General features: G+C 35.1%; 27 protein-coding genes and 1 pseudogene. 22 read left to right on the top strand and 6 right to left on the bottom strand.

Annotated elements, in window-relative coordinates:
* Positions 1-392: 392 nt before the first annotated feature.
* From BCI01S_RS17980 to BCI01S_RS17940, 9 genes are all read left to right on the top strand, one after another.
* Positions 393-2,147, top strand: coding sequence for a sigma-54-dependent Fis family transcriptional regulator (locus BCI01S_RS17980; RefSeq protein ID WP_047940231.1), 1,755 nt, complete (start codon positions 393-395; stop codon positions 2,145-2,147).
* A gap of 349 nt (positions 2,148-2,496) precedes the next feature.
* Complete coding sequence (locus BCI01S_RS17975) at positions 2,497-3,462, top strand: thiamine pyrophosphate-dependent dehydrogenase E1 component subunit alpha (protein ID WP_047940232.1); 966 nt, start codon at positions 2,497-2,499, stop codon at positions 3,460-3,462.
* 23 nt (positions 3,463-3,485) lie between these two features.
* The gene (locus BCI01S_RS17970) at positions 3,486-4,517 is read left to right on the top strand and encodes an alpha-ketoacid dehydrogenase subunit beta (RefSeq protein WP_047940233.1); all 1,032 of its coding nucleotides are present in this window, start codon (positions 3,486-3,488) and stop codon (positions 4,515-4,517) included.
* Between the two features lie 14 nt (positions 4,518-4,531).
* A complete protein-coding gene (locus BCI01S_RS17965) occupies positions 4,532-5,773 on the top strand; it encodes a dihydrolipoamide acetyltransferase family protein (RefSeq protein WP_047940234.1) in 1,242 nt (413 codons plus the stop codon).
* Positions 5,774-6,028: 255 nt separating this feature from the next.
* Complete coding sequence (lpdA, locus tag BCI01S_RS17960) at positions 6,029-7,429, top strand: dihydrolipoyl dehydrogenase (RefSeq protein ID WP_047940235.1); 1,401 nt, start codon at positions 6,029-6,031, stop codon at positions 7,427-7,429.
* Positions 7,430-7,705: 276 nt separating this feature from the next.
* Positions 7,706-8,023 carry a HesB/IscA family protein gene (locus tag BCI01S_RS17955; protein WP_047940236.1) on the top strand — a complete coding sequence of 106 codons (318 nt, stop codon included), beginning with the start codon at positions 7,706-7,708 and terminating at the stop codon, positions 8,021-8,023.
* A 242-nt stretch (positions 8,024-8,265) separates the two neighbouring features.
* Positions 8,266-8,580, top strand: a complete 315-nt coding sequence (locus BCI01S_RS17950) for a hypothetical protein (protein WP_156485456.1) — start codon at positions 8,266-8,268, stop codon at positions 8,578-8,580.
* A 249-nt stretch (positions 8,581-8,829) separates the two neighbouring features.
* Positions 8,830-9,219, top strand: a complete 390-nt coding sequence (locus BCI01S_RS17945) for a VOC family protein (protein ID WP_047940238.1) — start codon at positions 8,830-8,832, stop codon at positions 9,217-9,219.
* A gap of 377 nt (positions 9,220-9,596) precedes the next feature.
* Positions 9,597-10,193: a class I SAM-dependent methyltransferase gene (locus BCI01S_RS17940; protein WP_047940239.1), complete on the top strand. Its 597-nt coding sequence runs from the start codon at positions 9,597-9,599 to the stop codon at positions 10,191-10,193.
* Positions 10,194-10,216: 23 nt separating this feature from the next.
* Here BCI01S_RS17940 and BCI01S_RS17935 read toward each other — a convergent pair whose 3' ends face one another.
* Positions 10,217-10,402, bottom strand: a complete 186-nt coding sequence (locus BCI01S_RS17935; RefSeq protein WP_047940240.1) for a hypothetical protein — start codon at positions 10,400-10,402, stop codon at positions 10,217-10,219.
* Between the two features lie 583 nt (positions 10,403-10,985).
* Here BCI01S_RS17935 and BCI01S_RS17930 point away from each other — a divergent pair.
* The 4 genes from BCI01S_RS17930 (at position 10,986) to BCI01S_RS17915 (ending at position 16,228) form a co-directional block, all read left to right on the top strand.
* The gene (locus tag BCI01S_RS17930; RefSeq protein WP_047940241.1) at positions 10,986-12,506 is read left to right on the top strand and encodes an NADH dehydrogenase subunit 5; all 1,521 of its coding nucleotides are present in this window, start codon (positions 10,986-10,988) and stop codon (positions 12,504-12,506) included.
* 15 nt (positions 12,507-12,521) lie between these two features.
* The gene (locus BCI01S_RS17925) at positions 12,522-15,146 is read left to right on the top strand and encodes a DUF2309 domain-containing protein (RefSeq protein ID WP_047940242.1); all 2,625 of its coding nucleotides are present in this window, start codon (positions 12,522-12,524) and stop codon (positions 15,144-15,146) included.
* 32 nt (positions 15,147-15,178) lie between these two features.
* Positions 15,179-15,676, top strand: coding sequence for a carbonic anhydrase (locus BCI01S_RS17920; RefSeq protein WP_047940243.1), 498 nt, complete (start codon positions 15,179-15,181; stop codon positions 15,674-15,676).
* 186 nt (positions 15,677-15,862) lie between these two features.
* On the top strand, positions 15,863-16,228 hold the full coding sequence (locus tag BCI01S_RS17915) for a Na-translocating system protein MpsC family protein (protein WP_047940244.1): 366 nt from the start codon (positions 15,863-15,865) through the stop codon (positions 16,226-16,228).
* Positions 16,229-16,366: 138 nt separating this feature from the next.
* On the opposite strand, the gene BCI01S_RS17910 is transcribed toward BCI01S_RS17915, so the two are convergent.
* From BCI01S_RS17910 to BCI01S_RS17895, 4 genes are all read right to left on the bottom strand, one after another.
* Positions 16,367-17,230, bottom strand: a complete 864-nt coding sequence (locus tag BCI01S_RS17910; protein ID WP_047940245.1) for an IS3 family transposase — start codon at positions 17,228-17,230, stop codon at positions 16,367-16,369.
* An 8-nt stretch (positions 17,231-17,238) separates the two neighbouring features.
* Complete coding sequence (locus BCI01S_RS17905; protein ID WP_061800473.1) at positions 17,239-17,559, bottom strand: helix-turn-helix domain-containing protein; 321 nt, start codon at positions 17,557-17,559, stop codon at positions 17,239-17,241.
* A 122-nt stretch (positions 17,560-17,681) separates the two neighbouring features.
* The gene (locus BCI01S_RS17900) at positions 17,682-17,885 is read right to left on the bottom strand and encodes a helix-turn-helix transcriptional regulator (RefSeq protein WP_047940247.1); all 204 of its coding nucleotides are present in this window, start codon (positions 17,883-17,885) and stop codon (positions 17,682-17,684) included.
* Positions 17,886-18,191 (bottom strand): hypothetical protein, encoded by a 306-nt coding sequence (locus BCI01S_RS17895; RefSeq protein ID WP_144545885.1) that lies wholly within the window; start codon positions 18,189-18,191, stop codon positions 17,886-17,888.
* A 466-nt stretch (positions 18,192-18,657) separates the two neighbouring features.
* Between BCI01S_RS17895 and BCI01S_RS25360 the strand changes: the two are divergent.
* The 9 genes and pseudogenes from BCI01S_RS25360 to BCI01S_RS17850 all read left to right on the top strand — a co-directional run.
* Positions 18,658-18,840, top strand: a pseudogene (locus tag BCI01S_RS25360) (DUF6241 domain-containing protein); the annotation flags it as partial.
* Positions 18,841-18,861: 21 nt separating this feature from the next.
* On the top strand, positions 18,862-19,905 hold the full coding sequence (locus BCI01S_RS17890; RefSeq protein WP_047940249.1) for a DUF1835 domain-containing protein: 1,044 nt from the start codon (positions 18,862-18,864) through the stop codon (positions 19,903-19,905).
* A gap of 48 nt (positions 19,906-19,953) precedes the next feature.
* The gene (locus tag BCI01S_RS17885) at positions 19,954-20,289 is read left to right on the top strand and encodes a hypothetical protein (RefSeq protein WP_061800471.1); all 336 of its coding nucleotides are present in this window, start codon (positions 19,954-19,956) and stop codon (positions 20,287-20,289) included.
* A 127-nt stretch (positions 20,290-20,416) separates the two neighbouring features.
* Positions 20,417-20,602, top strand: coding sequence for a hypothetical protein (locus BCI01S_RS17880; RefSeq protein WP_047940251.1), 186 nt, complete (start codon positions 20,417-20,419; stop codon positions 20,600-20,602).
* A 74-nt stretch (positions 20,603-20,676) separates the two neighbouring features.
* On the top strand, positions 20,677-20,886 hold the full coding sequence (locus BCI01S_RS17875) for a hypothetical protein (RefSeq protein ID WP_061800469.1): 210 nt from the start codon (positions 20,677-20,679) through the stop codon (positions 20,884-20,886).
* Between the two features lie 791 nt (positions 20,887-21,677).
* Entirely contained in the window at positions 21,678-22,016 is a 339-nt protein-coding gene (locus BCI01S_RS17865; protein ID WP_061800467.1) for a DMT family transporter, read from the top strand.
* A 7-nt stretch (positions 22,017-22,023) separates the two neighbouring features.
* Positions 22,024-22,335 carry a DMT family transporter gene (locus BCI01S_RS17860; RefSeq protein WP_047940253.1) on the top strand — a complete coding sequence of 104 codons (312 nt, stop codon included), beginning with the start codon at positions 22,024-22,026 and terminating at the stop codon, positions 22,333-22,335.
* Positions 22,336-22,348: 13 nt separating this feature from the next.
* A complete protein-coding gene (locus BCI01S_RS17855) occupies positions 22,349-22,927 on the top strand; it encodes a TetR/AcrR family transcriptional regulator (RefSeq protein WP_061800464.1) in 579 nt (192 codons plus the stop codon).
* 21 nt (positions 22,928-22,948) lie between these two features.
* Positions 22,949-23,386 carry a hypothetical protein gene (locus tag BCI01S_RS17850; protein ID WP_061800462.1) on the top strand — a complete coding sequence of 146 codons (438 nt, stop codon included), beginning with the start codon at positions 22,949-22,951 and terminating at the stop codon, positions 23,384-23,386.
* Between the two features lie 683 nt (positions 23,387-24,069).
* On the opposite strand, the gene BCI01S_RS17840 is transcribed toward BCI01S_RS17850, so the two are convergent.
* Positions 24,070-24,387 carry a GNAT family N-acetyltransferase gene (locus BCI01S_RS17840; protein ID WP_061800459.1) on the bottom strand — a complete coding sequence of 106 codons (318 nt, stop codon included), beginning with the start codon at positions 24,385-24,387 and terminating at the stop codon, positions 24,070-24,072.
* Positions 24,388-24,528 lie beyond the last annotated feature (141 nt).

Raw genomic sequence — 24,528 nt, 5'->3', positions numbered from 1 at the left:
AATATCTTTAATATCCAACAAAAGATGTAGGTACAGAATGAAAAACTGGAGAAGACAGTAAGTAAAAGAGAAGTTATCCATCAGTGGGGGAAACGAAAGTCTCCATTGATGGGAACTTTCTCTCTTTTTTTTAATATAGATTGCTCTATACATACAAGCTGATGTTCTGCAAGGTTCCAAAACTTGTGGATTAGAAGCTTGAAAGGAAATTACGTTTTAATAACAATTGGCCCAGAGATCATTCTTAAAATAAGAATATTTTTTTGTAACAAATCCCTTTTTTAATGTAAATAAGTTACAAAGAGTAAGAACGGAAACCTTTTACTAAAAAAGTACTCCTGTTATAATACAAATAAAGATTCGATGTAATAACGAGAATAAGGGGGATACTAATGACTGGTAAAGTAGATACAAAGGAAGTGTGGACACGATTTATTCAAGAAGGATCTTTAGAACCAGCAAATTTAACTCCAGAGATTGAAGAATCTTGGCATCTTTGCCGGCAAAAAGGCTTAAACCCACATGATGGCATAACTGATTGTATCTTGACCCCAGAGGAATTCGAAGAAAGATTGGCAGAAAATGAATTATTAATTACTTTAGCTAAGCAAAATGTTAAGCGTTTACAAAAATTTTTACGAGGCTGGCGTTTTGTCATTATTTTAACAGATAAAGATGGGTACATATTATATAAAGAAGGGGAAAATTCTATTAGCATTGCAGCAGAAACGATCCGATTTAAAGAAGGAGCAAAATGGGGAGAAATAGAAGTGGGAACTAATGCAATTGGTCTCGCGGCAAGATATAAAAAACCCATGATGGTTAGAGGGTATGAACATTTTTCGAAAGCATCTCAACAATGGAATTGTTCTGCCGCGCCAATTTTTAACCAGCATAAAGAAATGATAGGAGTTTTGAATGTATCTAGTCTCTATCAATCTATTAACCAGCCATATGTGTTAGCATGTGTTAAGCTTATTGCTGATTCCATTTCACTAGATTGGAAAAAAAAGATGCACGAGGATATGGAGTTTTTGCTGCGAACAACTTTCCAAAGCAGTGGACAATACATTGTTTGTACCATTGATAAATACATTTGTGCCCTTCCAAAAAATCTTCAGCAAAAATATCAAAATTGGATTGGCACATCATTAAGTCGATTCGCGCAAGAGACTGGTGCAGTATCTGCCGTACATATTCCGATTATGCACCACCATCGACTCATTGGATATCGAATACCTCTCCGTGCGGAAACAAGCTTTGTTTGGAATGGAAGTAGAGGTTTAAGCAAAAGTTACAAACAAGTGCTGGAATCTATTAAAAATGTCGCCCCCACGGATACTACGGTACATTTAGTAGGAGAAACTGGTGTTGGCAAAAAGTTTCTTGCTAGTTGTATTCATGAAAATAGCCCAAAGTCAACGGCCCCTTTTTATAAATTACACTGTTCGATGCTTACTAAGGATATTCTTCAAAGGTTTCTTTCTACAGATCTGCAGCGTTTGACTAAGAAAAGGCATCAAGTGGTCGAGGAAGCAACGATTTTTTTGGAAGAGATTGGAGAACTTTCGATTTCCTCCCAGCAAATGCTTTTAACCATCTTACAGGAAAAGGAAAGACAACATCACAAATCCTATCGTTTTATCACATCTTCCACGAAAGATATCCGTGATCTAGTAGAGCAAGGGATAATAGATCAAGATTTATTCTACTATATTTATGCCTATCCCATCTATCTTACTCCTTTGCGTGAACGAAACGAAGATATACTTGCTCTGATTGATTACTATTGTGACAAGAACAATTGGCATCCAGAGTGGAGAATAAATTGGAAATTACTATTTTCAAAGGGACAATGGTATGGAAATGTGCGAGAATTATATAATACTCTAGATCGATGCAGAATTTTATATAAAGAGGATGCGCCAACTGAAGAACAGTTGTATGAGCAAGTAATGATCGCAGAAAAACATATGCAAAAATCGTACCATAGAAAGGATCCGAAGACTAAATTTGAAATTCAGGCAATTACAAACGCTCTAAAAAAACACCATGGAAATGTGTCAGAAGCAACAAAAGAACTAAATATGTCTCGTGCGACTCTTTATAGAAAAATAAAAAAATATCAAATAAAAAATTTTTTATAAATGTTCACATTCTCAGTTTGGAAGATAGTGAGACAAAAATGAGACAAATTTATATGATTGGAGAATAAATAAGACAACCGAAATGGTGGTCTTGCACATTCTCCAATCTTTTTTTTGTTTAATAATAATTAGTTTTCTTCAAAGAAATTATTGCTTAAGAAAGTATGCGTCTTTTTTTAATAAAATGATGGTGAGAAAAGTGAGAAATAATGAGAAAGTCTGTCTCGTTTCAATCGATGACAAAGGTTAGAAATGTTGATTTATCAATGTTTTAAGCGCTTTCAAAAATAGAAAATATGTTGTATCATCGAAGTGTGTTAATACTGGAATATAGAATGGAGGAAAGAAAATGAAGAAAGAAACTGCTTATTGGGCCTATACGAAAATGAATGAAATTAGGAAGTTTGAAGATCAAGTTCATAAGATTTTTTCAACAGGGGCAATCCCAGGTTTTGTTCACTTATATGCAGGAGAAGAAGCGATTGCTGTAGGTGTATGTGCACATTTAACGAATAAAGATTATATAACGAGTACACATAGAGGTCATGGTCATTGTCTGGCTAAAGGCTGTGACTTAAATAGTATGATGGCAGAGATTTTTGGAAAAGAAACAGGGATATGCAAAGGAAAAGGAGGTTCTATGCATATTGCTGACCTTGACGTTGGCATGTTAGGGGCTAATGGCATTGTCGGTGGAGGATTTCCGCTTGCAGCTGGTGCGGCTTTAACAGCCTATGTAGAGGGAACAGACAGCGTAACTGTCTGCTTTTCTGGAGATGGTTCCAATAATCATGGAACATTTCATGAAGCAATTAACATCGCTTCAATCTTAAAGCTGCCTGTTGTTTTTGTAGTAGAAAATAACGGTTTCGGAGAAGCCACTCCATATCATTATTCTACTTCCTGTAAACAAATTATTGATCGTGCACCAGGCTATAGTATTCCAGGAGTAAGAGTAGATGGAAAAGACTTAGTAGCTGTTTATAATGCAGCTAAAGATGCAGTGGAACGAGCCAGAAATGGAGAAGGTCCTACTCTTATTGAAGCGGTTACGTATCGAAATTATGGTCACTTTGAAGGAGATGCACAAAAATATAAATCAGAAACAGATCGTGAGAAGTGGCCAGTAGATGAAGATTGTATTGAAATCTTTAAAGCATATGCTTTTGCCAATGATTTGTTAACGGAAACAGAAGTGGAACAAATTGAGAACGAAGTGGAAAAGGCAGTGGACAATGCAGTAGAATTTGCAAAAAATAGTAAACAGCCTGACCCATCCATGTTACTAGAAGATGTGTATGTCAACTACAAATAATAAAAGAATGAGGTGAAGGAAGAATGGGAAGAAAGATTACATTTTCACAAGCTATCAATGAAGCAATGGATATTGCCATGGAGAGAGATAATAAAGTTATCTTAATGGGAGAAGATGTTGCAGGTGGTGCGACCGTTGACCACTTACAAGACGAAGAAGCATGGGGCGGCGTTTTTGGTGTTACCAAGGGATTAGCAAATAAATATGGCCGTAAACGAGTTATCGATATGCCGATTGCAGAAGCGGGATATATGGGAGCAGCTGTAGCAGCAGCAGTTACCGGATTACGTCCGATTTCAGAGTTAATGTTTAACGACTTTATTGGAAGCTGTTTAGATGAAGTGCTTAATCAGGGAGCGAAAATGCGTTATATGTTTGGCGGAAAAGCAAGAGTGCCTTTAACCATTCGTACAAACCATGGCGCAGGAGCGAGTGCGGCCGCACAGCATTCCCAGACTTTATATGGAATGTTTACCGCAATCCCAGGTTTGAAGGTAGTTGTGCCATCTAATCCGTATGATGCAAAAGGTTTATTACTTTCTGCAATTGAAGACGATGATTTAGTTGTATTTTTTGAAGATAAAACCCTGTATAGCATGAAAGAGGAAGTTCCGGAGGGATACTATACCATTCCGCTTGGTAAAGCAGAAGTGAAGAGAGTGGGAACTGATCTTACCATTGTGGCAATCGGAAAAATGGTCCATGTTGCGATGGAAGCAGCTGATAGATTAGCGAGTAAAGGAGTGGAAGTGGAAGTAATCGATCCTCGTTCATTATCTCCACTTGAAGAAGAACCAATTTTGGAGTCTGTCGAAAAAACAGGAAGGCTAATTATTGTAGATGAAGCAAATCCACGCTGTAGTGTAGCAGCCGATATCGCAGCACTTGTCGCTAATAAAGGGTTTGATTATTTAGATGCTCCAATTAAAACAATAACGGCCCCACATACTCCTGTTCCATTTGCAACTAATTTAGAGCAATTATATATACCAAACGCAGAAAAAGTTATCAATACGGCATACGAATTAATTAATGAATTAACTTTAGCTCGATAAGTGGAGGTGAAAATATGTCAACTGCTATTGTGATGCCGAAATTAGGAATGACCATGAAAGAAGGAACCATTGTGGAGTGGTTAAAACAGCCTGGAGAATCCGTCTCGGAAGGAGAAGGTGTGGCTGTTATTAGCTCAGAAAAACTAACAAGTGAAGTAGAGGCGCCAACAGATGGAGTACTTCTTACAATCATTGAAGAAGTCGATAATGAAGTAGAAGTTGGAAAGCCAATTGGAATAATAGGTAATGAAAAGGAAGCGGAAAGTGAAAGTAGTCAAGATGTTAGGGAAGGAAAAGATGCAGCATTAGAGGAGAATGCGCCGGCGCGACAAGAGGCGGAAGTAAAAAGGAAAGATACAAATAAGCGTATTCGGATATCTCCCGCTGCAAGAAAACTTGCACAACAACTGCGAGTGGATACACAAAAAGTTACTGGTACTGGGCCAAATAATCGGATTACGAGAAGAGATATTCAAGCATTTGCTGACATGGGTGGAGAAGTAACAGAACCAAAGGTGGATCAAGAAACTAATACTATTGTACAACCAAATGTACAACCACCAGACGTAAAAGGCGAAAAACTATCTGTTATGCGTCAAACAATTGCAAAACGAATGCAGCAAAGCTTGTCTACAACTGCTCAATTAACATTACATCGAAAAGCAGAAATTAATGCCCTTCTAGATTTTCAAAAGGATATTAAGAAACAAGTAATGGAAAGTGAACTAGATGTCCGATTAACTTTAACGGTGCTTATTGCTAGAGCTGTTACATTAAGCTTGCGTGATAAGTCATTTATGAATGCTCATTTGATTGATGGTAAATTATATTTATTTGATGAGGTGCATTTAGGAATTGCAACATCTTTAGATGCCGGTTTAGTCGTTCCAGTAGTTAAAAATGCAGAACGGCTTCCGCTCGGGGAATTAGCAAAAGCTATATCGTCTGTAACGGAAAAAGCAAGAAATGGACAATTACCAGGATATGAACTAACGGGATCAACTTTTACTATTTCTAATTTAGGCCAACAGGGAATTGAATATTTTACCCCAGTCCTAAATACCCCTGAAACAGGTATTCTTGGTGTAGGAACATTTATTGAGGAAGTAACACTAGAAAATGAAAACGTAAAAACAGTGAAAAAATTGCCTTTAAGCTTAACCTTTGATCACCAAGTGCTTGATGGAGCACCAGCAGGAGATTTCTTGAACCGCGTTGTTTATTATCTAGAGCATCCATATTTACTAGTGTTATAGATAAAAAGAGTGTAAAAAGTAGATAGGCGTGCAAATGAAAAATGAATGCAGCTCTATTCCATGTTAGATAGCACCATTTATTGATGTTTGAGAAATTTTAAGAAGCGGGGCAGTACGACTTTTCTCTGTAATCGTGCTGCTATCTTAAAAGTCCAATTCAATATGGTAGCTTTAGGTACGAAACATGAATACTTATCGTTGGGATTAGCTCATCATTTTTCTGTGAGCTCTCCGTAGAAGGAAGGGAATCAAGAAATGAAGAAATATGATGTCGTTATCCTAGGTGGAGGTACGGGAGGGTATGTAGCAGCAATACGTGCCTCCCAAAAAGGAAAGACAGTTGCAGTAATAGAAAAGGATAAGCTCGGTGGAACTTGTCTTCACCGTGGCTGTATTCCAAGTAAAGCATTATTGCGTACAGCAGAAGTATTTTCTACATTTAAAAATGCTGCAAGCTTCGGGGTAGACGTAAGTGGAAATATAGCGGTGAATTTTCCAAAAGCACAAAAAAGAAAAGAAATGATTGTGCGCCAATTAGAAGCTGGGATAAAAGGATTGATGCAAAAAGGAAAAATTGATGTCTATGAAGGGACCGGTTTTTTCCACTCTAATTCTATTTTGAAGATCACTGATCGAGCAGGAAAAGAAACAAGTATTGAAGCAAAAAATACTATTATAGCAACAGGTTCAAAGCCAAGATCCCTGCCAGGCTTACCCTTTGATGAGAAGCAAATTCTTTCATCAGACGGGGCGCTGTCACTAAAAGAATTACCGAAGAGTATCATCATCGTTGGTGGAGGGGTCATTGGCATGGAATGGGCCTCTTTACTAAATGATTTCGGTGTAAAAGTTACCGTTTTAGAATATAGCCCGCGAATTGTCCCGACAGAAGATGAGGACATTTCACAAGAATTACAAAAAATTTATACGAAGAAAAAAGTACAGATTGTAACCAATGCTTTAGTTGATGCAAAAAGCTGTCGATTAACAGAAAAAGGGGTGCAAATCAGTGCCGAAGTAAATGGAAAAAAAGATATCTTTTCTGCAGAAAAACTGCTTGTCTCCGTTGGAAGAAGTCCTGTAGTGGAGGGAATTGGTTTAGAAAATACTGCAGTTAAACTGGAAAAAGGCGCAATCGTTGTAGATAAAAATTGTCGTACACATGATCATAAAATATTTGCGATTGGAGATTGTATCCCAACACTTCAATTAGCCCATGTTGCCATGCATGAGGGTATTCTTGCAGTAGATACAATTGTTGGGGAAGAAACATATTTGATTTCATATGAACAAATACCTCGATGTATTTATACCGCACCTGAAATTGCAAGTGTAGGGATATCTGAAGCAGCAGCTAAAGCAAGAGGATATGAAGTCAAAGTTGGATATTTTCCGTTCCAAGCAATTGGAAAAGCACTTGTTCATGGAGAAAAAGAAGGGTTCACAAAGATAACTGCCGATAAGAATACAGATGATATTCTTGGGATAACGATTATTGGTCCACATGCTACTGATTTAATTGGCGAGGCTGCATTAGGTCAAATGCTCGAAGCAACGCCTTGGGAAATTGCCCATACCGTTCATGCCCATCCAACTTTATCAGAAGTATTAGGAGAAGCTGCTTTGGCAGTAGATGGCCTATCTCTTCATATGTAATGACAATTGGCTGACCTGTACGATTGGTGTAGATAATGATAATTTGCAAGTATCCATTTAACCTTTGCAGAATAGTGTCTGCCCAGGTATCATTTACGGATTGTAAAAAGGATAAAGTAGTATTTTTAATACGATTGTTCTCCATTCATTTCTAGCTGCGGAAAGCAGAATTTTTGCAAGAAACCTTGTCATCCGTTAAGCTGAAAGTAAGTTTATTTCCATTCTTATATAGGAATAGTATATATAGGAAAGTAACAAAAGGCAGGAGATGGCAAGATGAAGGTCACAATCACCGATGCAGCTGTTGAGAAATTCCGCAGCTATGAAGTTCCTGAGGGTGCAGTTTATCGATTAAGTACCATTTTTAGTGGCGGCTGCAGCTATGTTTACAATTTTGACTTAGCAGTTGATTTTCCACACGAAGAGGATAAGGCATTTGAGGATAATGGTTTAACGATTTATTTAGATCCATTAACGATTAAGCATATTAATGAAGACTTAAAGTTTGACTATGTACAGGGGAAAGGCTTTCGTTTAATTGGACCAAGTGAAATTTATTCTTTCCATTTGGAAGTAAAGCAAAAAGCGAAATAAGGCTGAACAAAAGTATCAGATACTCATAATGAGGTCTGATCTTTTTTGTTTAGTGGCAAAATAAATGGATGTAACTATACCTCTTTATTTTCGTATAAGGATATAAAGTGAGGGATTAGTGAATGTTTATGTATTTCTTGATGCTATCGTTAGGAATCATCTTTCTATTGATTTCAGTTATTTATATGGTACAAATGTACAAGGATAGAAATTATTCTTTAATAATAATGGGGAAGACGTTAGTGGTTTTATCAGTTAGTATCTTTCTTTTATTGATAACTTTTCCAAGTTTAAAATACATATTGTTAAAAGAATATGTTGAAGTAATTGGGGAATGTACTATTGAAATAGATGGCACACGCCGTTATGCCGAAGCTAGATTCGAAATGCAAGATACAGGCGAAGTGTATAGCTTTGACAATATTCCAGACCTTGATGCATATGGCAAGAATGTGCCGTATTACTGTACTTTGACTGTAACGAAAGACAAGAAGTGGGAGATTGGCTATAAAATATATAATGTGAATACAAAGAAGCTGATAATATCTGATGAATAACAACGTGATGTTTACAGTGGATTTTTAAAATGGGTTTAATGAATAGGAGCATAGAATTATGTAGTTAAATAATTTAGTAATTTCTATTCTAACTTTTATTCTTTCCGGTATATACTTATTTAGAGGAATCGTGTCGCAGTCCTTTTTTAGTTGATATATAATTATGAATGAAATCAATTATCGAACAAAGCATTAGATAAGAATGAACCATCATTTCGTTTTATAAATAACAAAAAGGAAGTGAACTGCTTGATTAAATACAAATCCCTTCATCATGTAAGTCTTACTGTAACCGATTTAGAAAAAGCCAAACATTTTTATGGGGAAATATTGTGTCTAGAAGAACTTCCCCGTCCAAATTTTGATTTTCCTGGTGCATGGTACAAAATACAGGATCAGCAACTTCATTTAATTGTTTATCCAACATCGCAGACGATTCGCAAAGATAAATCGCTAAACAGTCGGGAAGGGCATTTTGCTCTCCGAGTTGAAAATTATTATGATACCCGTAGTTGGTTAAAGAAACATAATGTGGAATTCTTAGAAAAACCTTATGGAATAAGCGGATTTGCCCAAATATTCTGTGCTGATCCAGATGGTAATTTAATTGAGCTGAATGTGGATCAGAAAGATTTATAGGACAAAAACTGCCAAGAAAATAAATAATAGGAAACATAGAAATAGGGTGAATTTATCCCTATTTCTTTTATTAAAAAGCAATCATCATTATAATAGATGTTAAAACAAATAAATATGCTAAACCATCAAATAAATAAGTCACTATGCTTACAAACTTTGTAAAATTCTCAATGTATATAGTTTGTAATTCCTCTATATTCGCCTGCTGCTTATGGTAAATGTGCCAATTTTTAAGGATAAAATTTCATCGTCAAATCTCTTTAACGAGTAGAAGTAAAGAAGATTGAGCATTCTTATCGTACAAGTTAAATTAAATAATAGACATTAGATTTTAGATAGTTGATATAATAGCTAATCTCAAATTAGGAGAGTGGAAAATGGAAGCGAATGTTTTTGAACAGCTGGCCAAAAGATATGATACAGAAGATCGAAGAAAACTAGCTAATGTGATTGTGAAGGAAGTAAGAAGAGAATTAGCAAACAGTACACCTCAATCTTTAATGGACTATGGGAGCGGCACTGGTCTCGTTAGTCTAGAGTTAACGGATTTGGTAGCTTCGATTTTGTTAGTGGATTCATCCGAACAGATGCTGGAGGCTGCCCAAGCAAAAATAGCTAATAGAGGAATTACGAATGCAGATATACTATATTCTGATTTTACGCAAGACACCCCGAATTTTAAGGCAGATGTTATTTTAATGTCTTTAGTTCTTCTTCATATCCCAAATACAAAGAAGATATTACAAGCGTTATTCCAAATATTAAATCAGGATGGCAAATTAATTATCATCGACTTTGATAAAAATGATAAAATAAACCATCCTAAAGTACATAACGGTTTTACAGAAGAAGAATTAAATGAAATATTGTCGGAAGTTGGTTTTCATTCAATGAAAAGGAAAACATTTTATCAAGGTAATCATATTTTTATGAATCAAGATGCTTCTTTGTTTATTTCCAGCAGTATAAAGTGAATTTCAAAATATGTAGGCATAGGCTAAATGGTTTCTCTCTTTTCCTGCACTGCTTCATGATACTCATCTGGCAGGTCGCTAAGATAGAGAACGTTGCTTAAAAGTTTAATATCACTATGTATTTGCTTTTTAAGTTGGGTATTTTCACATTTATAATAATCATCCATTAAACGTTTGATTTCGTGACAAATAAGTTCGATTCGGAGCATGATACCGACCCTTTCGGGAAATTATAGACTATACTAATTATGTATCAAATTACTAATGAATGAAAGTGTTAAGTATTATTTAGCTGGTAGAAGATAATAAATGGCCATTTGAATGAGAATTCTTTTTTAACATGATTGGAAAAATTTTTTCCCATCTGCTATAAACTAATTTGATTTTTCTTTGGAGATTAGGCTTTCTTATTGACAAATATAAAAATTTAGCATATCTTATAGTTAGTTTCATACTTAGTTATAAGTTAATTTTCGCTTAAAAATTAAGACTTTAGCATTCTTTTAATAATGAATATTGACTGAATGAAAAAGTAACTTAATAAATTAAGCAAAAGTGATTTGATAAATAAGTAACCTAAATTATTGTACGAGTGTCTTTTATAAATTAAATGAAAATATAAAACCATATAGAGGTAGCTCTTCAAACAATTCGATGTAATTAGTTGAAGGGAAGCCGACAATTTTTTACTTTCTCATGATTGCAGATCATGGTGAATTTAAAAGATTGTCGGCTTTTTTATTGGCAAAATTAAAGGTTTTTTGAAGTAAGTTAGTTAAAGGAGTTTTTAAAATGTTTCTTTTGCACAGTATGCCATCATTACTGTTAGTGTTTTTTATGATGATTATTGTTTCGATGCTGAGTGGACTATTATTTTTGCATCCAAAAGTGCCATTAAGCTATGTAAGGGTTCATATCTGGATAGTGTCTTTTCCGCCTTTGATCGCATTAATCGCACTTATGAATCCGAATGGAATAGAAAATGCAGGTCCTTTTCATATGGATTCCTTGGCTTGGCTGATGACTTTTTTTGTCCTTGCCATCGGTTTAATTGTTCAACGTTTTTCAATCCGCTATTTAATGGGAGATCGATCTTATCGCAAATATTTTACCCTTTTCACTTTTACCACAACTGCCGCTTCCATTGCTTGGCTAAGTGGAGATCTTCGACTGCTGGTTCTATTCTGGGGAGCAACGCTTGCAGGATTAACCTTGCTTATAAGATTAAATAATGGCTGGAAAGTGGCTGCTGAGGCTTCTAAAGTATCTGGTTATCATTTTTTAATCGGTTGGGTGTCCTTGTTATTGGCAGCAATCTGGCTGTCTCACAGTACTGGTTCTTGGCAATTATCAACCGCTCTATCGATTGAAAATTCAGTTGGAATTTCAGCATGGGAAAGAACTGGAATTAATTTATTGATTGTCCTAGCGGTTATCATTCCAGCAGCTCAATGGCCATTCCAAAGATGGTTAGTAGAGTCTGTTGTGGCACCAACACCTGTTTCAGCGATAATGCATGCAGGAATTGTCAATGCAGGCGGAATCATGCTTACTCGTTTTTCCCCATTATTTAATGGTGATTTAGCTCCAACTCTTCTATTACTATTATTTGCCGGGATATCTGTCTTGGTTGGTACTGGAATTAGTTTAGTACAAGTTGACTATAAACGTCAGTTAGTTGGTTCGACGATTGGGCAAATGGGCTTCATGCTCATTCAGTGTGCCTTAGGCGCATATGTTGCTGCCATTATCCATCTTATTTTACATGGTTTATTCAAAGCGACACTATTTTTACAGTCGGGTTCAGCAGTGCGACGTAAGGAAGAGTCTAATTACAGAAAAAAACAGCCTGCTTTTTTATGGACGATAGCAGGGTGGATTTTAAGCATTACTGTGGGGCTAGTTTTTTGGCTCCAAGCACCAAGAGAAGGCTATCAAATAATTAGTTCGTTAATTTTAGTTTGGTCTGTTTCTATTTCTTGGCGACAGCTTGTTGCTTTTGGAGAAGGGAGCATCGGCCGGATTGTTGGTTTAATTTTTGTAGGGGGAACCGCTGCTATTTATTCTTTTATCCATCATTTTTTCTATGACATATTACAGACTGCTGTTTTCAAAGGTTCTCAGCCGCCATTAGCTGTTGTCATTATCGTTGGTTGTCTTTTATTAGTTGGCACTGCGATAGGGGCGATCGCTTCTAGAAATCGTTCGTCCATCTTTTTTACTGTCCTATATCTTTGGTTAGTGCGATTAGGAGAAGCAAAGCCAAAAGCAGTAGAAAGTCATCCGAGCTATCTAAAACAACAATTACCATAAAGGAGGTAATGAGCGATGAGTATTCCATCTGTATTAACAAAAGCTAGTTCAAGCAAAAAAAATATGCCAGATGATTTTGTAGAAGGTGATATTAAGAGTTATGTTGAAGCTGCCAGCAAAGTAATTGCACCGCTGTGGCCAATTTCTACGTTTGCAGCCCGTCATCCGTGGATGGGTCTTGAAAAACAAACTTTTGATCAAGTGGCAGATTGGTTAAAACAGACTCGTGATGTTGATATTTATCCTAGTGCCCCTATGATCCTTTCAGCGAAAAAAAAGGGAGAAATTAAGGAAGTATTTGTTAAGCAGAAGCTAAAGCAATGGCTTGCATCCAATTCCTTTAATATCCCACAAGATGTGGCAGAGCGTTTTTGCCATGCGGCATTAAATTTGGAACCCATTCCATCCAGCCTGCTCTCATCTCATGAATTAAAGAAAAAAGCAGAAGAATATAGGGAGCAACATTCAGATTCATTCCATTATTCTTCTGTGCAGCCAATCAGTTCTCATCTAGAAAGTAAAGATAAGGAAAGTTTAATCAATATACTCGATTACCATGTTATTAAGTGGTGTAAATTATATCTTGATGAGTCGCAGGCTGCCTGGACAATGCCCCATCGAGAGGAAGGTTTTTATCGTTCTTGGCGCCGGCTGATTAGTTATGATCCTGCCCTTACAAAAAAACAACGTGAAAGTTTAAAAAAGTGGCCAAAAGAGGCAGAAATAGCCTTGAATAAAGGATTAAATGCTCTTTCTATTCCTGAACCAGAAAAACAGAAGTATCTTGAAGCACATTTACTATCTTTGCCTGGATGGGCAGGAATGATGCTCTGGCGTTCTAAACAATCGAGTGAGGAAAATAGCCTGCTAACCGAATATTTAGCAGTAAGAATTTCCTTAGAATGGGTGCTTATCAATCCACAGCTTCCTTTTATTCCGAAAAGCTACGAAAATAATCAGTCCATAGATGGTCTTTTAGCAGCGTTGATTCATTGGGGCAGTCTTTCATTAGAGGAATGGTCTCAGTTGTCTAGTGCACAACAACAAGAATACTTGTTATTTGCAGCAAAATTTGATGAGAAGCTTTGCAGAAAACTCTGGCTGGAAGCTTGGGAGCAAACACATGCTGAACAATTAAGTCAAAAAATTAGTGCGAAACAATTTAGTACAAACGATAAGGCAACAACATTAGCACAATTTGTATTCTGTATAGATGTTCGCTCTGAGCCATTTCGTCGTCAGCTTGAAAAAGAGGGACCATTTGAAACAATAGGAATGGCTGGTTTCTTTGGAGTACCGATAGCCACGAATAAATTAGGAAGCGAACACAGTCACCCATCCTTGCCAATTATGCAAAAGCCATTGCATAAAATCATGGAGAGTACAGATGAGAATGAACTTAAAGCCTTTCAACACCGTCAGCAGACCGTTCATTCCTTTAGCGATACTTTCAAATCGATGAAACAGAATTTACTTGCAAACTTACTATTACCAGAATTAAGTGGTCCTTGGCTAAGTCTCCAAATGGCAGCACGCAGTTTTGTCCCAAAAAGTGCCGATCGCTTCATTCATAATCTACGCAAAAATTGGGTGCGTAAACCAAATACAAAACTGGTTCTTAATCATGTTCATCAAACAGAGAACGGGATTCCAATTGGGTTTACCGAGGAAGAGAAAGTTAATTATGCCCGACAAGCATTAAAAATGATGGGGATAACAGAGAATTTCAGCCCATTAGTTGTAATATGTGGACATGGAAGCCACAGTACAAATAACCCTTATGCATCTTCTCTTGATTGTGGTGCCTGTGGCGGGGCTTCAGGTGGATTCAACGCGAGAGTCTTAGCAACTTTGTGTAACCTGCCTGAAGTAAGAAAAGCATTGTCTTTAGAAGGAATAGACATTCCTAAAGAAACGGTTTTCGCAGCTGCTGAGCATAATACAACCGTTGATGAATTAGACTGGATTTACATTCCAGAACTTTCTAAATCAGCACAAGAAGCTTTTCATCGGATTAAAGCCATTTTGCCAAGAGTAAGCAAACAGGCAAATACAGAGCGTTTAGCTAAAATACCGCATTTCTCATCCCAACGCAAAAATCCTCAGTCTGAGGCCCATCAACTAGCAGAGGATTGGAGTGTGATTCGTCCTGAATGGGGCTTAGCTGGTAATGCAGCTTTTATAATTGGTCAACGTGATTTAACAAATGGCTGTGACTTGGAAGGCAGAGTCTTTCTTCATAATTATAAATGGCAGAAGGATGAAAGCGGAGAAATCTTAGATAATATTATTTCAGGTCCAGGAACGGTCACACAATGGATAAATCTAGAATATTACGCATCAACGGTAGCTCCTCATTATTATGGAAGTGGCAATAAGGCAACACAAACCGTAACAGCAGGTCTTGGTGTTATGCAGGGGAATGCGAGTGACTTGTTAACGGGCTTACCGTGGCAGTCTGTTATGCAATCAGATCAAGCTGCATATCATTCACCGCTTCGCTTACTGATTATAATTCAGGCACCCAAAAATTATGTTGAGCGATTATTGCAAAATAATGCTGCATTTCAAGAAAAAGTTCAAAATGGCTGGGTCCGTTTAGCAAGTATTAGCCCAGAAGGCCATTGGGAGAATTGGTAAAGAACGGTTTCCATAACAAAGGAGGGTACGAGATGATTTTAGATAAAACAAAAAAAGTGTTATTTTTGATGGATGTTGGAGATGGATTGGAATCTATTATAAAAGAGGAAACCAATATACAGCCAGAAAACATGCTGACTATAAAATGCTTTGGTCCTGTTATCTCTAATCCTTTTGGAGATATAATGAGGTCAATTATTATTGCTGTCTTTCAGGAAAATGTAGAAGAAATTTTTGTTGTCGGAACAAGCAATGAGGTCAATCGTTTTATTTCTCTAGAAGGACAATTTAAGTCAAGAATCCAGACATTGGATTATCTTCTTCAAAATAGCATGCCTGAATTTACTGGTGAAACGATTAATGAATGGCTAAATGGAAAACAAAATACTGGTGACAATATCAAAAATTGTGTTAAGATGATTTGTCATCATCCATTAGTGCCGCCAACAGTAAAAGTGAGAGGACTACTGATTAATCATCAAGATGGAAAGTCTTCTGTTGTGGAAATAAATACAAATAAAACTGCTTAAAAAGGTTAAAATATGCTAATGCTGATGGTGCTGCAAATCAGATTAGTATATATTCTTTTATATGAAAGAGGTTTAAACCGATTTGTATTTAGCTTAATGATATAGGATGTTTAAGTGTTGAATCATCTTGAAAGACAAATATATAAAAATAAGTTTTTATCTGTTTAATAGGGGATGCATAATAAAATGAAATTAACAAAAGGTGCTTGTGAAGCAGAAATAAGTAAAGCAATAACACAATGGGAAAAGGATTTTCTTGGTCGGGGATCCTTATCTGTTAAAACTGATATATTACGCGATATGATCATAGTGAATTTGCAGGGCATTCTAACACCAGCGGAATATACGGTGTGTGAAACAAAAGAAGGACTATTAACCATTAAGAAAACACGCTCCGAATTAGTGGAATCAGGTGTTGAAGAACTAAAAAAATGTATATTAACCATTACTGGAGAGGAAGTAAAAAGCTTTCATACAGACTTAAGCTCACGTACAGGTGAACGAGTGATGGTATTTAAATTATATAATAATGTAGAAAATCTCTTTGCGTAAAAGGTTATTATCAATTTTTTATAAAAGAAAATAAAGACACTTAATCAGACTGCGCATAACTTCTATTTATCTTCTTTCATTTAAAGAATAAAAACCCGAATTGGACTTACCCCTGTCAAGTAGACAGCTTTAAAAAGACTAAGCAGCCATCTGGTGTCGATATTCTATAGGTGCCAGGTGGTTGAGTCGTTTTTGGAAGCGTTGGAAGTTATAGAAATAGATGTATTGTTCAACAGCTTGTCTCACTGCTACTTCCGAATTATCGTGTAACAGATACAAACACTCACTTTTAAAGTGAGAGAAGAATGACTCTATACAAGCATTATCGTGGCAGTTTCCTTTACGAGAATGACTGCCTATCATGCCAAGTTGTTCTACTGTTTGATGATATTTAATTGATGTGTATTGAAAGCCTTGGTCGGAGTGAATGATGCTTCGATACACATTTCTTTTTGCCGTCAATTCCTGTAGCGTATCCATGACTAGTTCTAAATCGTTACGTTCGCTAATCTTCCAAGCAACAATTTCGTTGTTATATAAATCTTGCACAGCCGATAAGTAGAGAAAACCACCTTTCGTTGGTAGATACGTAATATCTGTCACGAGTACCTCATTTTCTACACGCTCTTTAAATTGGCGCTCTAACACATTATCAAATACACGCGATATACGATTTCCCCATACTCTACGCTTTTTACGGATAATCGATTGAATACCCAGCTCAGTCATTAACCGATAAACTTTCTTATGATTTACATGAAATCCTTTATCTCGTAAAGCGATTTTCATACGGGGGTAACCATACATTTTATGCGTTTGATGAATCGCTAAAATGAGCTCCTTTAAAAGGATATCATCCTGTTTACGTAATGATACCTTGCCATTTTTGAGCCACTTATAATAGCCTGAACGTTCTACTTTTGCCATTTCAGTGAGCCAAGTAATTGGATAACGATCTTTCATTTCTTCGATAATGTGATAACGATCTGGGAAAGTAGGCATTCCTCCGTTTACAGATTTGGATACTGCTTTTTTAGGTATTCAACCTGAGCCTTATAATAATCACGTTCTTCTTCTACATGCTTAAAATGAATTCTTTTACCTTTTAGTGGATTCTTCACACCTTTTGCGCCAGAACCTACCGATGGAAGGCGTTCAAAGGCTTCAATTGAGCCTACTTCTTTGAATTTCTTAACCCAAGCCTTCACTTGAGAAACATTACGAATTTCATAACGATCCGCAATTTTTTGCATACTCTCATTGCCTGTTAAATAGGCTTGTACAATTTCTAATTTCAAATCATTTGAATACGTATTATTTTTTCTAGACATAGAAAAATCCCCTTTAAGTAAATGTTTATCTACAGCGTACTGTAGTTTTTTTAACATTGTCTACCTAAAGGGGAGCATATCATAATATCCAATTTGGGTTTTTATTCTTTATAACTGCCTCATTATTTGCTAACAGTGTCGTATATAAAAAGTTCGTCTACCGTGGTAGCCAATGCAGAGGCTAAGCTAAATGCTAATTGTAAAGTAGGATCATATTTATCATTTTCAATTGCATTTATCGTTTGTCTTGTCACATTACATAGTTTTGCTAATTCTTCTTGAGATAATTTTGACGATTTTCTTAATTCTCTAATACGATTTTTCATTTATCCACCATATTTCCTCTTAGATAATAGTAATGAAATTAAATATATAACTGAAATTGTAACAAGTAAACTAAATGGTTTCATCCCCTTATAATGGCTGTTCGTCCAAGTTGTTACATAGATAGACTCAATAATCTCTAACAATAAAATACCGATTACAACTACAAAAGTGTATGATTGTGCTCTCATTTTAATGTAAATTGCTCTTTCGTCTCCTAATTTTGGTAATGACACCAGATTCGTCACAATTAATAGAGTACAGATTGCAAAAATAATAAGTGATAAAGCAACTATCCAATTCATCATTCAATCTCCTTTTTTTAAAAAAGTAAAAAGTATTTTACATTTTTATTTTATCATTTGTTCTATAAATGTCAAATTGTTTTTACATTTTTATTTGTGACAAATAGGAATAATCATGTAATGAAACAATAGAAATTTAAAGCCAAGTCCATATAAGGTTAAGTGGGGGAATGACCGTACCTTTACTTTTACTGTAACGTACATGCCCCCCCTAGGCTTGCAGCCAAAGTAAATAAATAGATCCTAATACTGTATTTTTAATAATTCTCCATTGATTTTAATAATCTGCATAAAGCAAGTATAATCCCTTTTCCTCATTTCCTTAGTGAATATGATAGATGTTTGATAAAGCTCTAACTAGCGATATTTTTTGTTTATAAATAATTCAATAGTTGGAATATTATGTTATTATTGGTATAGAAAGATAATAATAAAGTATATTACTAGTAGAAATTAAAAAGTATACGCGTCCGATAAGTGGGGCGCAGTGCAAATGACTAATGATAGAGTGGACAGGCTTTATGATATTGTAAAAAACAGTAGTTTCTCCAATAGAGATATCCTTTTAGGGATTTTGGAGAGGCTAATATTAATATCTTATCTGTTGATGAAAAAGGGAAGAGAAGTAACTGAAAATACAAAACTATTTTAACTAGTCAAAAGGGGAAAAATTATGATTCATAAATTAAAAGAATACGTTGAGAATACAAGTGAAGAAGAAGTAAGGTCATTGTTATTTCTTATTCTGCTACAAATAAGTGTGGAAGAACAGCCAGATGAGGAACTTGCGAAAAGTTTAAGAAGAACTTATCAAAATTATTTACAGGCTAAAACAATTCAACCAAAGATTGAAAATAAAAGGGATTATAAGGTTGTACATATTGCTTTTGGTGAGTCTGCTGCTGGCAGTTTAAGAATGGCACTTAAAGAAATGGGAGTGCAGGATGAGGAAAAAGTTATCTGTTTTTCAGATGATTTTTCCTTTGGACCTTTATGGAAGATAGAGGAGGAAATGGGGCTCGCACTTAGGCACAAATGGTTAATAAACCATATTAATTATGATGAGAAGTACTTATTAAGCTATAAGAGAAGATTCTATAAAACAATTTTAGAAGTAAAGAATATTAAAGAACAGGCCCATATCTTCATTTGGGCAGGTGAAAATGCTGATGAACAAACGGCACAACGCTTTGTTCTTTCTTTATTACAAAATAAAACGAATGATATTTTCTTAATTAATCCTCTGGAATCTTATGAAGAGATAGCTTTCAAATCGGATGCAAAGGACTATGCAATACATACTGGCTTGTTTTCAACTGAGGAGTTACAAGCCATTTATCAAAAAAATAACCGGAAACAGCCACTTACAATGAGTACACGATTTAAGTACATAAATGAGTGGAAGCAAATATCCCAACAGAATAAAAATTTAAGAATCTGGGCGGATAAGAAAATTGATAGTGTTGCAGAAGACTATTACGATAATTATATAATAAAAACAGCTAAAATATTACATAAAGAACAGAATAACGCAGATTTTATAAAATCTGCGCGGCTAATAGGAGAGGTTATAGGAAATCTCAATCAAAGAATCGGAGATATTTACTTCGAATATCGATTAATCCGATTAGTATTAAAAGGGATATTTGAACTAGAAGGGGTTCCTAAAGCCATGCGGTATTACAGTGTTAAGCTACAAGAAAGTCATTTGTATTAAAATCTCTCATTGTTTACTATATATAGTAAACGTTAAGGAGAATCTTTAATGATAGAAAATGAAAAACAAACAGACATTTTTAAATTAGCAATAAAGAAGCTCTGCAAACTAAATAATATTTCTCCCCGAAAACCGAGATTTGAAATCATAGACAACTTTGTTGTGATAAATATTAAAAACCATTTAAAAGATGGCGTAGATTCCGACTGTTTTTTCATATTGAACTTGATATACCAAATAATAGGATCATTGGGAATAAAGTTTCATCAACAATTAATGCTCTTTCCGAACTCGAGGAGAGTAGCTAGCATAGCTGTTTCTTTTAAAGAGAAGGATTATGATGCATTAAATAGGAATTTGAAGGAAGGCAGCATTCCTAATTAATAAATATTTATACATATATAACTTAGCGAAACTAAATGGCCCCATAAACGTATGTATAAATATAGTAAAAATCATGTTTGAATGGATTTCAAACAAAGAAACTAAGTTAACTAATAGGGGGGATGAAATGAATAAAGTTACGATCTTGATAATCATTGGCATATTCCTATTTATGACTGGAATTTACGTATCTGCTTTTCTATCCGCAAATTGGGTGATGATTGGTACAGCGTTCACTGTTGGAGGTGGCATTATTACGGGCGGAAGCTCATATTTTCTAATAAATACAAAAAATGATCAACCACCAAAATGAATAAAGATAGTAAAAATAGAGCTCGAAAAAGGTGAACATTCAAGAAGAAAATGCCTTTGACAAAGGGGACAAATATGCCTACTAACAAAGGGAATAAACATCCCAAATTGGAAAACTATTTAATATATGGAATGATTTTTGGATTATTAGCTGGTTCCTTATTAGGTACATTTGCTATGATTGCAGGGCATGTATTTATAGCAATAGGCAGCTACGGAGCAGGAGTATCTTTGGGAATGTTGATAGGAACCTTGTTATATACCATTAAAAAACGAAGTAGCTAAATATAATTATATTTACTGGAAGAGAAAGCAATTATCCACTTAGAGATAAAGAAATCAAGTTTACTATCAACAATTATGATTTTTTTTGTAATTAAACGGAGGTACTTTAGTGGAAGTTGTTTAATAGGTAACCGGATAGAAATGATTAAAAAAGGAACCAATTAGTATTTCGTCAAAGAAATGGAAACAGGTTATATAGTTATTGGTGATTAGGCCGATATATTGTTCCTTTGTAAAGAACATAAGAATGAGTTGGATAGTGATTTTAAAGATAAGTTTCTTGCCGAAATGAGTAGAGTATCAGAAGCAGTATATAATTATGAGCTTTTAGGAAATGGCGATCCTCACATGCACTGGCACATTTTACCAAGCAGTGAACAAGAACCTAATCCAACTCACCCAGTATGGTGTGGACACCTAGAGAGCAAATGTATGCTGAGAATTTGAAAGTAAATGATGAAGAACTATCTGCATTGAAAAAAATTATTAGTAAGTGAATTGGATAAGATAATGCCGAAATACTAAGTGAAAAACCCCGAAAGAGAAATTAGCACACATAATTTCTCTTTTTTGTTTGGATTAACAAATAGATCTTGCCACATGAAACTATAAAAGAAATATAATCTAACACCCATCTTCCTTTTATGTTAATCCAATTTGACAGTTTAGCAAATTACAACTGAATCCTTACTGGAGAAAACTTTTTCAGGTGTTGTCTTGACGTAGAGACTAATGTGTGACAAAATTAACTACCGAACGGTTGGTAGTTATGTATAAGGGAGGTAATTAATTTGAATAAATATTGGATGATGGTTTTTAGTGCTGGAATCGTGGAGGTTGCGTGGGTTTCTGGCTTAAAACATGCATCAAGTTTTTGGGAATGGAGTGGAACCATAATAGCAATTGTCATTAGTTTTTATCTAATGATATATACGACAAGATATTTGCCAATTGGAACAGTTTACGCTGTATTTACAGGATTGGGAACTGCAGGGACAGTGATCGCAGAAATAGTTTTATTTAATGAACCGATTAATATAGCAAAAATAATTTTGATGCTTGTATTATTAATTGGGGTAATTGGCTTGAAAATGGTAACAGATGAAGCAGCAAATCAGGAGGAGGCTTGAATAATAAATGGCATGGTTAGCTTTAATTGCAGCAGGTTGTTGTGAGATAATTGGCGTTATTAATATTAAACGGTTAACGATGAAAAAATGGGATGCACTTCTTTATTTAGTCATTGGATTTATGTGTAGCTTTGCGTTGTTATCCTATGCGATGAAAACTATATCAATGGGAACGGCATATGGCGTATGGACTGGAATTGGTACAGTTGGTTCTGCTCTATTAGGGATGTTTGTATATGGAGAACCAAAGGATGGCAAAAGAATTTTATTTATTTCTATGATACTTGTTGCAGCTGTTGGTTTAAAACTAATCTCGTAAAGGAGAGAGTCCGATGAAAAAAGAAGAAATAAAAAAAGCGGCAATTAAGTTCTTTTTGCAAAATGGGTTTGAAGGAGCTTCTCTTTCAGAAATTGCAGAGGAAGCTGGGATAAAAAAAGCCTCTATTTATTCTCATTTTAAAGGGAAAGATGAATTATTTCTTGAAGTATTAAGGGAAGCAAAAGCAGAAGAAATAACACGCAAAGCGTATTATTTTGAAAGAGAAGACAGTCATAATCCTGAAACTTTTCTTTACGAATATTTACTATATACAAAAGAATTGTTCCAAGAGAATGAAATGTTGAAGTTTTGGCTAAGAATGGGATTTTTCCCACCCTTACATTTATATGATGTCATCCAAAAAGAGGTTTTTGAAGCAGAGCAATTTCAAGAAGAACTAATTGCTCAAAAAAGCAGCAAATGGATCGAACATAGCCAAATTTATGTAAAAGATACTAACACATTTAACCTAGCATTTACAGGAATCATCATGGCAATTATGGTAGAAATAGTTTATTTTAATTCGGAAAAAAGAGTAGATGATAAGCTAGAAGCTTTATGGGAAGTTTTTTGGAAGGGTGTTTCCAGTTAAATAAGAAAGGAGGGGAAATTATTGCAAAAAAACATTATCATGCATTTCCCATTAAATACAGAAAAAAATAGTTCCTTAGAACCAAATAGTTTTTGGCGCCAAATAATGAAGTACTTTTTACAAAAAGCAGATAGTATTGAAATTCATTGTTGGAATGAAGAAACAACCACAATAGAAGAAATTAAATCCCAATTTTATCTTGATACGGACATAATTCAAGAGGATAAATTAACGATCTTCCACGGGAAGAACACAGCTGCTTTCACTCAATATATTTCAAATAAAGCTGGAGCGTTAAAATGGTTTACGGTAAATTTAATGAATGGTAAAACGATGGTATTACATTCCAGTCATTGGGGAACAGAGATTTTTGTTCCCAATGTCACGGAACAGGAAATATCCTTTATCAAAAGTGTAAGTCCAAAAGATGCTTTAATTGAAAGCTATCTATTGGAGTAAAGAATGGAATGGAGGTTTTAAGCCTCACCAAATCCTACTGCAAATGCTACTAATGTAAAAAAACACCTGCTGCCCCATTTAGAAGCACTCCAAGGATAATATTGCTCCATTTTTTTTAGAATAAATAGCCAAGACAATGCCTGTTAGAGATAAAATAAGGAAAAGCAAGAAGAAAATCCCTGCATTTTTGGTGCTGAGAAATAAGGATAATATAATACAAATACCTACCATAAGCAGGGACAACCATCCATTTGTAGTCATTTAAAATCACCAGTCACTTATCGCAGTAATGTATTTTACAATATATTCAAACAAAAACGAGGGTTATTACCAATAAATTTAAATGTTGCATAATTTTTAGAAAGTTATTATAAATTAGCCCTTTTATGCTCAGGTAAGCGTATTTTTCATAACTATTTTGGTAGTTTTAGCATTGATTTTAACTTTTTTTGTACCATCAAAAGCAAAAACAAAAGAACAAGTTAAAAGAGCTTCCTCTACTCTTATTAAGAACAATGATTTTTTAAATCTTTTGTCATTACAGTGAAAATCATTGGGTGCCCGTAGAAATCCCCATTATTTTCCTCGGTAATCTTAAATCCTTCTTTTTCATAAAATGATATATTAGGATTTCCTTTATAAACCGTTAACGAGAGAGTCCAAGGATCAGAGAATTTATTAACTCATGTGTTTAATAATTGTCTGCTGATTCCTTGCCCTTGGAAATTTGGATGGATATAGAGGGACTCTAAGTATATATCCTTCTTGTATAGATCTCCTGAAAAAAATGCATATCCTGTAATTTCATCCTTACTTTCTGCAACAAGCATTAAAAAAGAGTTAAGTCGTTTATCCATTTCACCATCTGAATAAGCATCATTTAAAACTTTCGCTTGTATTTCTTCTGGAATGATTTCACTATATGTTTTTTTCCAAGTGACAGCAGCAATTTCCCGGATAGAATCTATATCTGATCTATTCATATCTCTAACAGTAATCATACTTATCTCATCTCCATTTAATGGTGTTTACCAATAAATAGTAACATAGATCATTCTCTTAAACTATGTAGAAACTAAAGGTGAGGATATTTATATAGTAATAACGAGGTGTGGAAGAAATAAGTTCAGGATATATGTAGT

Source organism: Niallia circulans NBRC 13626, assembly GCF_001591585.1.
Taxonomy (GTDB): Bacteria; Bacillota; Bacilli; order Bacillales; family Cytobacillaceae; genus Niallia; species Niallia circulans.
The sequence above is the reverse complement of the archived record's forward strand: the minus strand, read 5'-3'. Positions and strand labels throughout refer to the sequence as shown.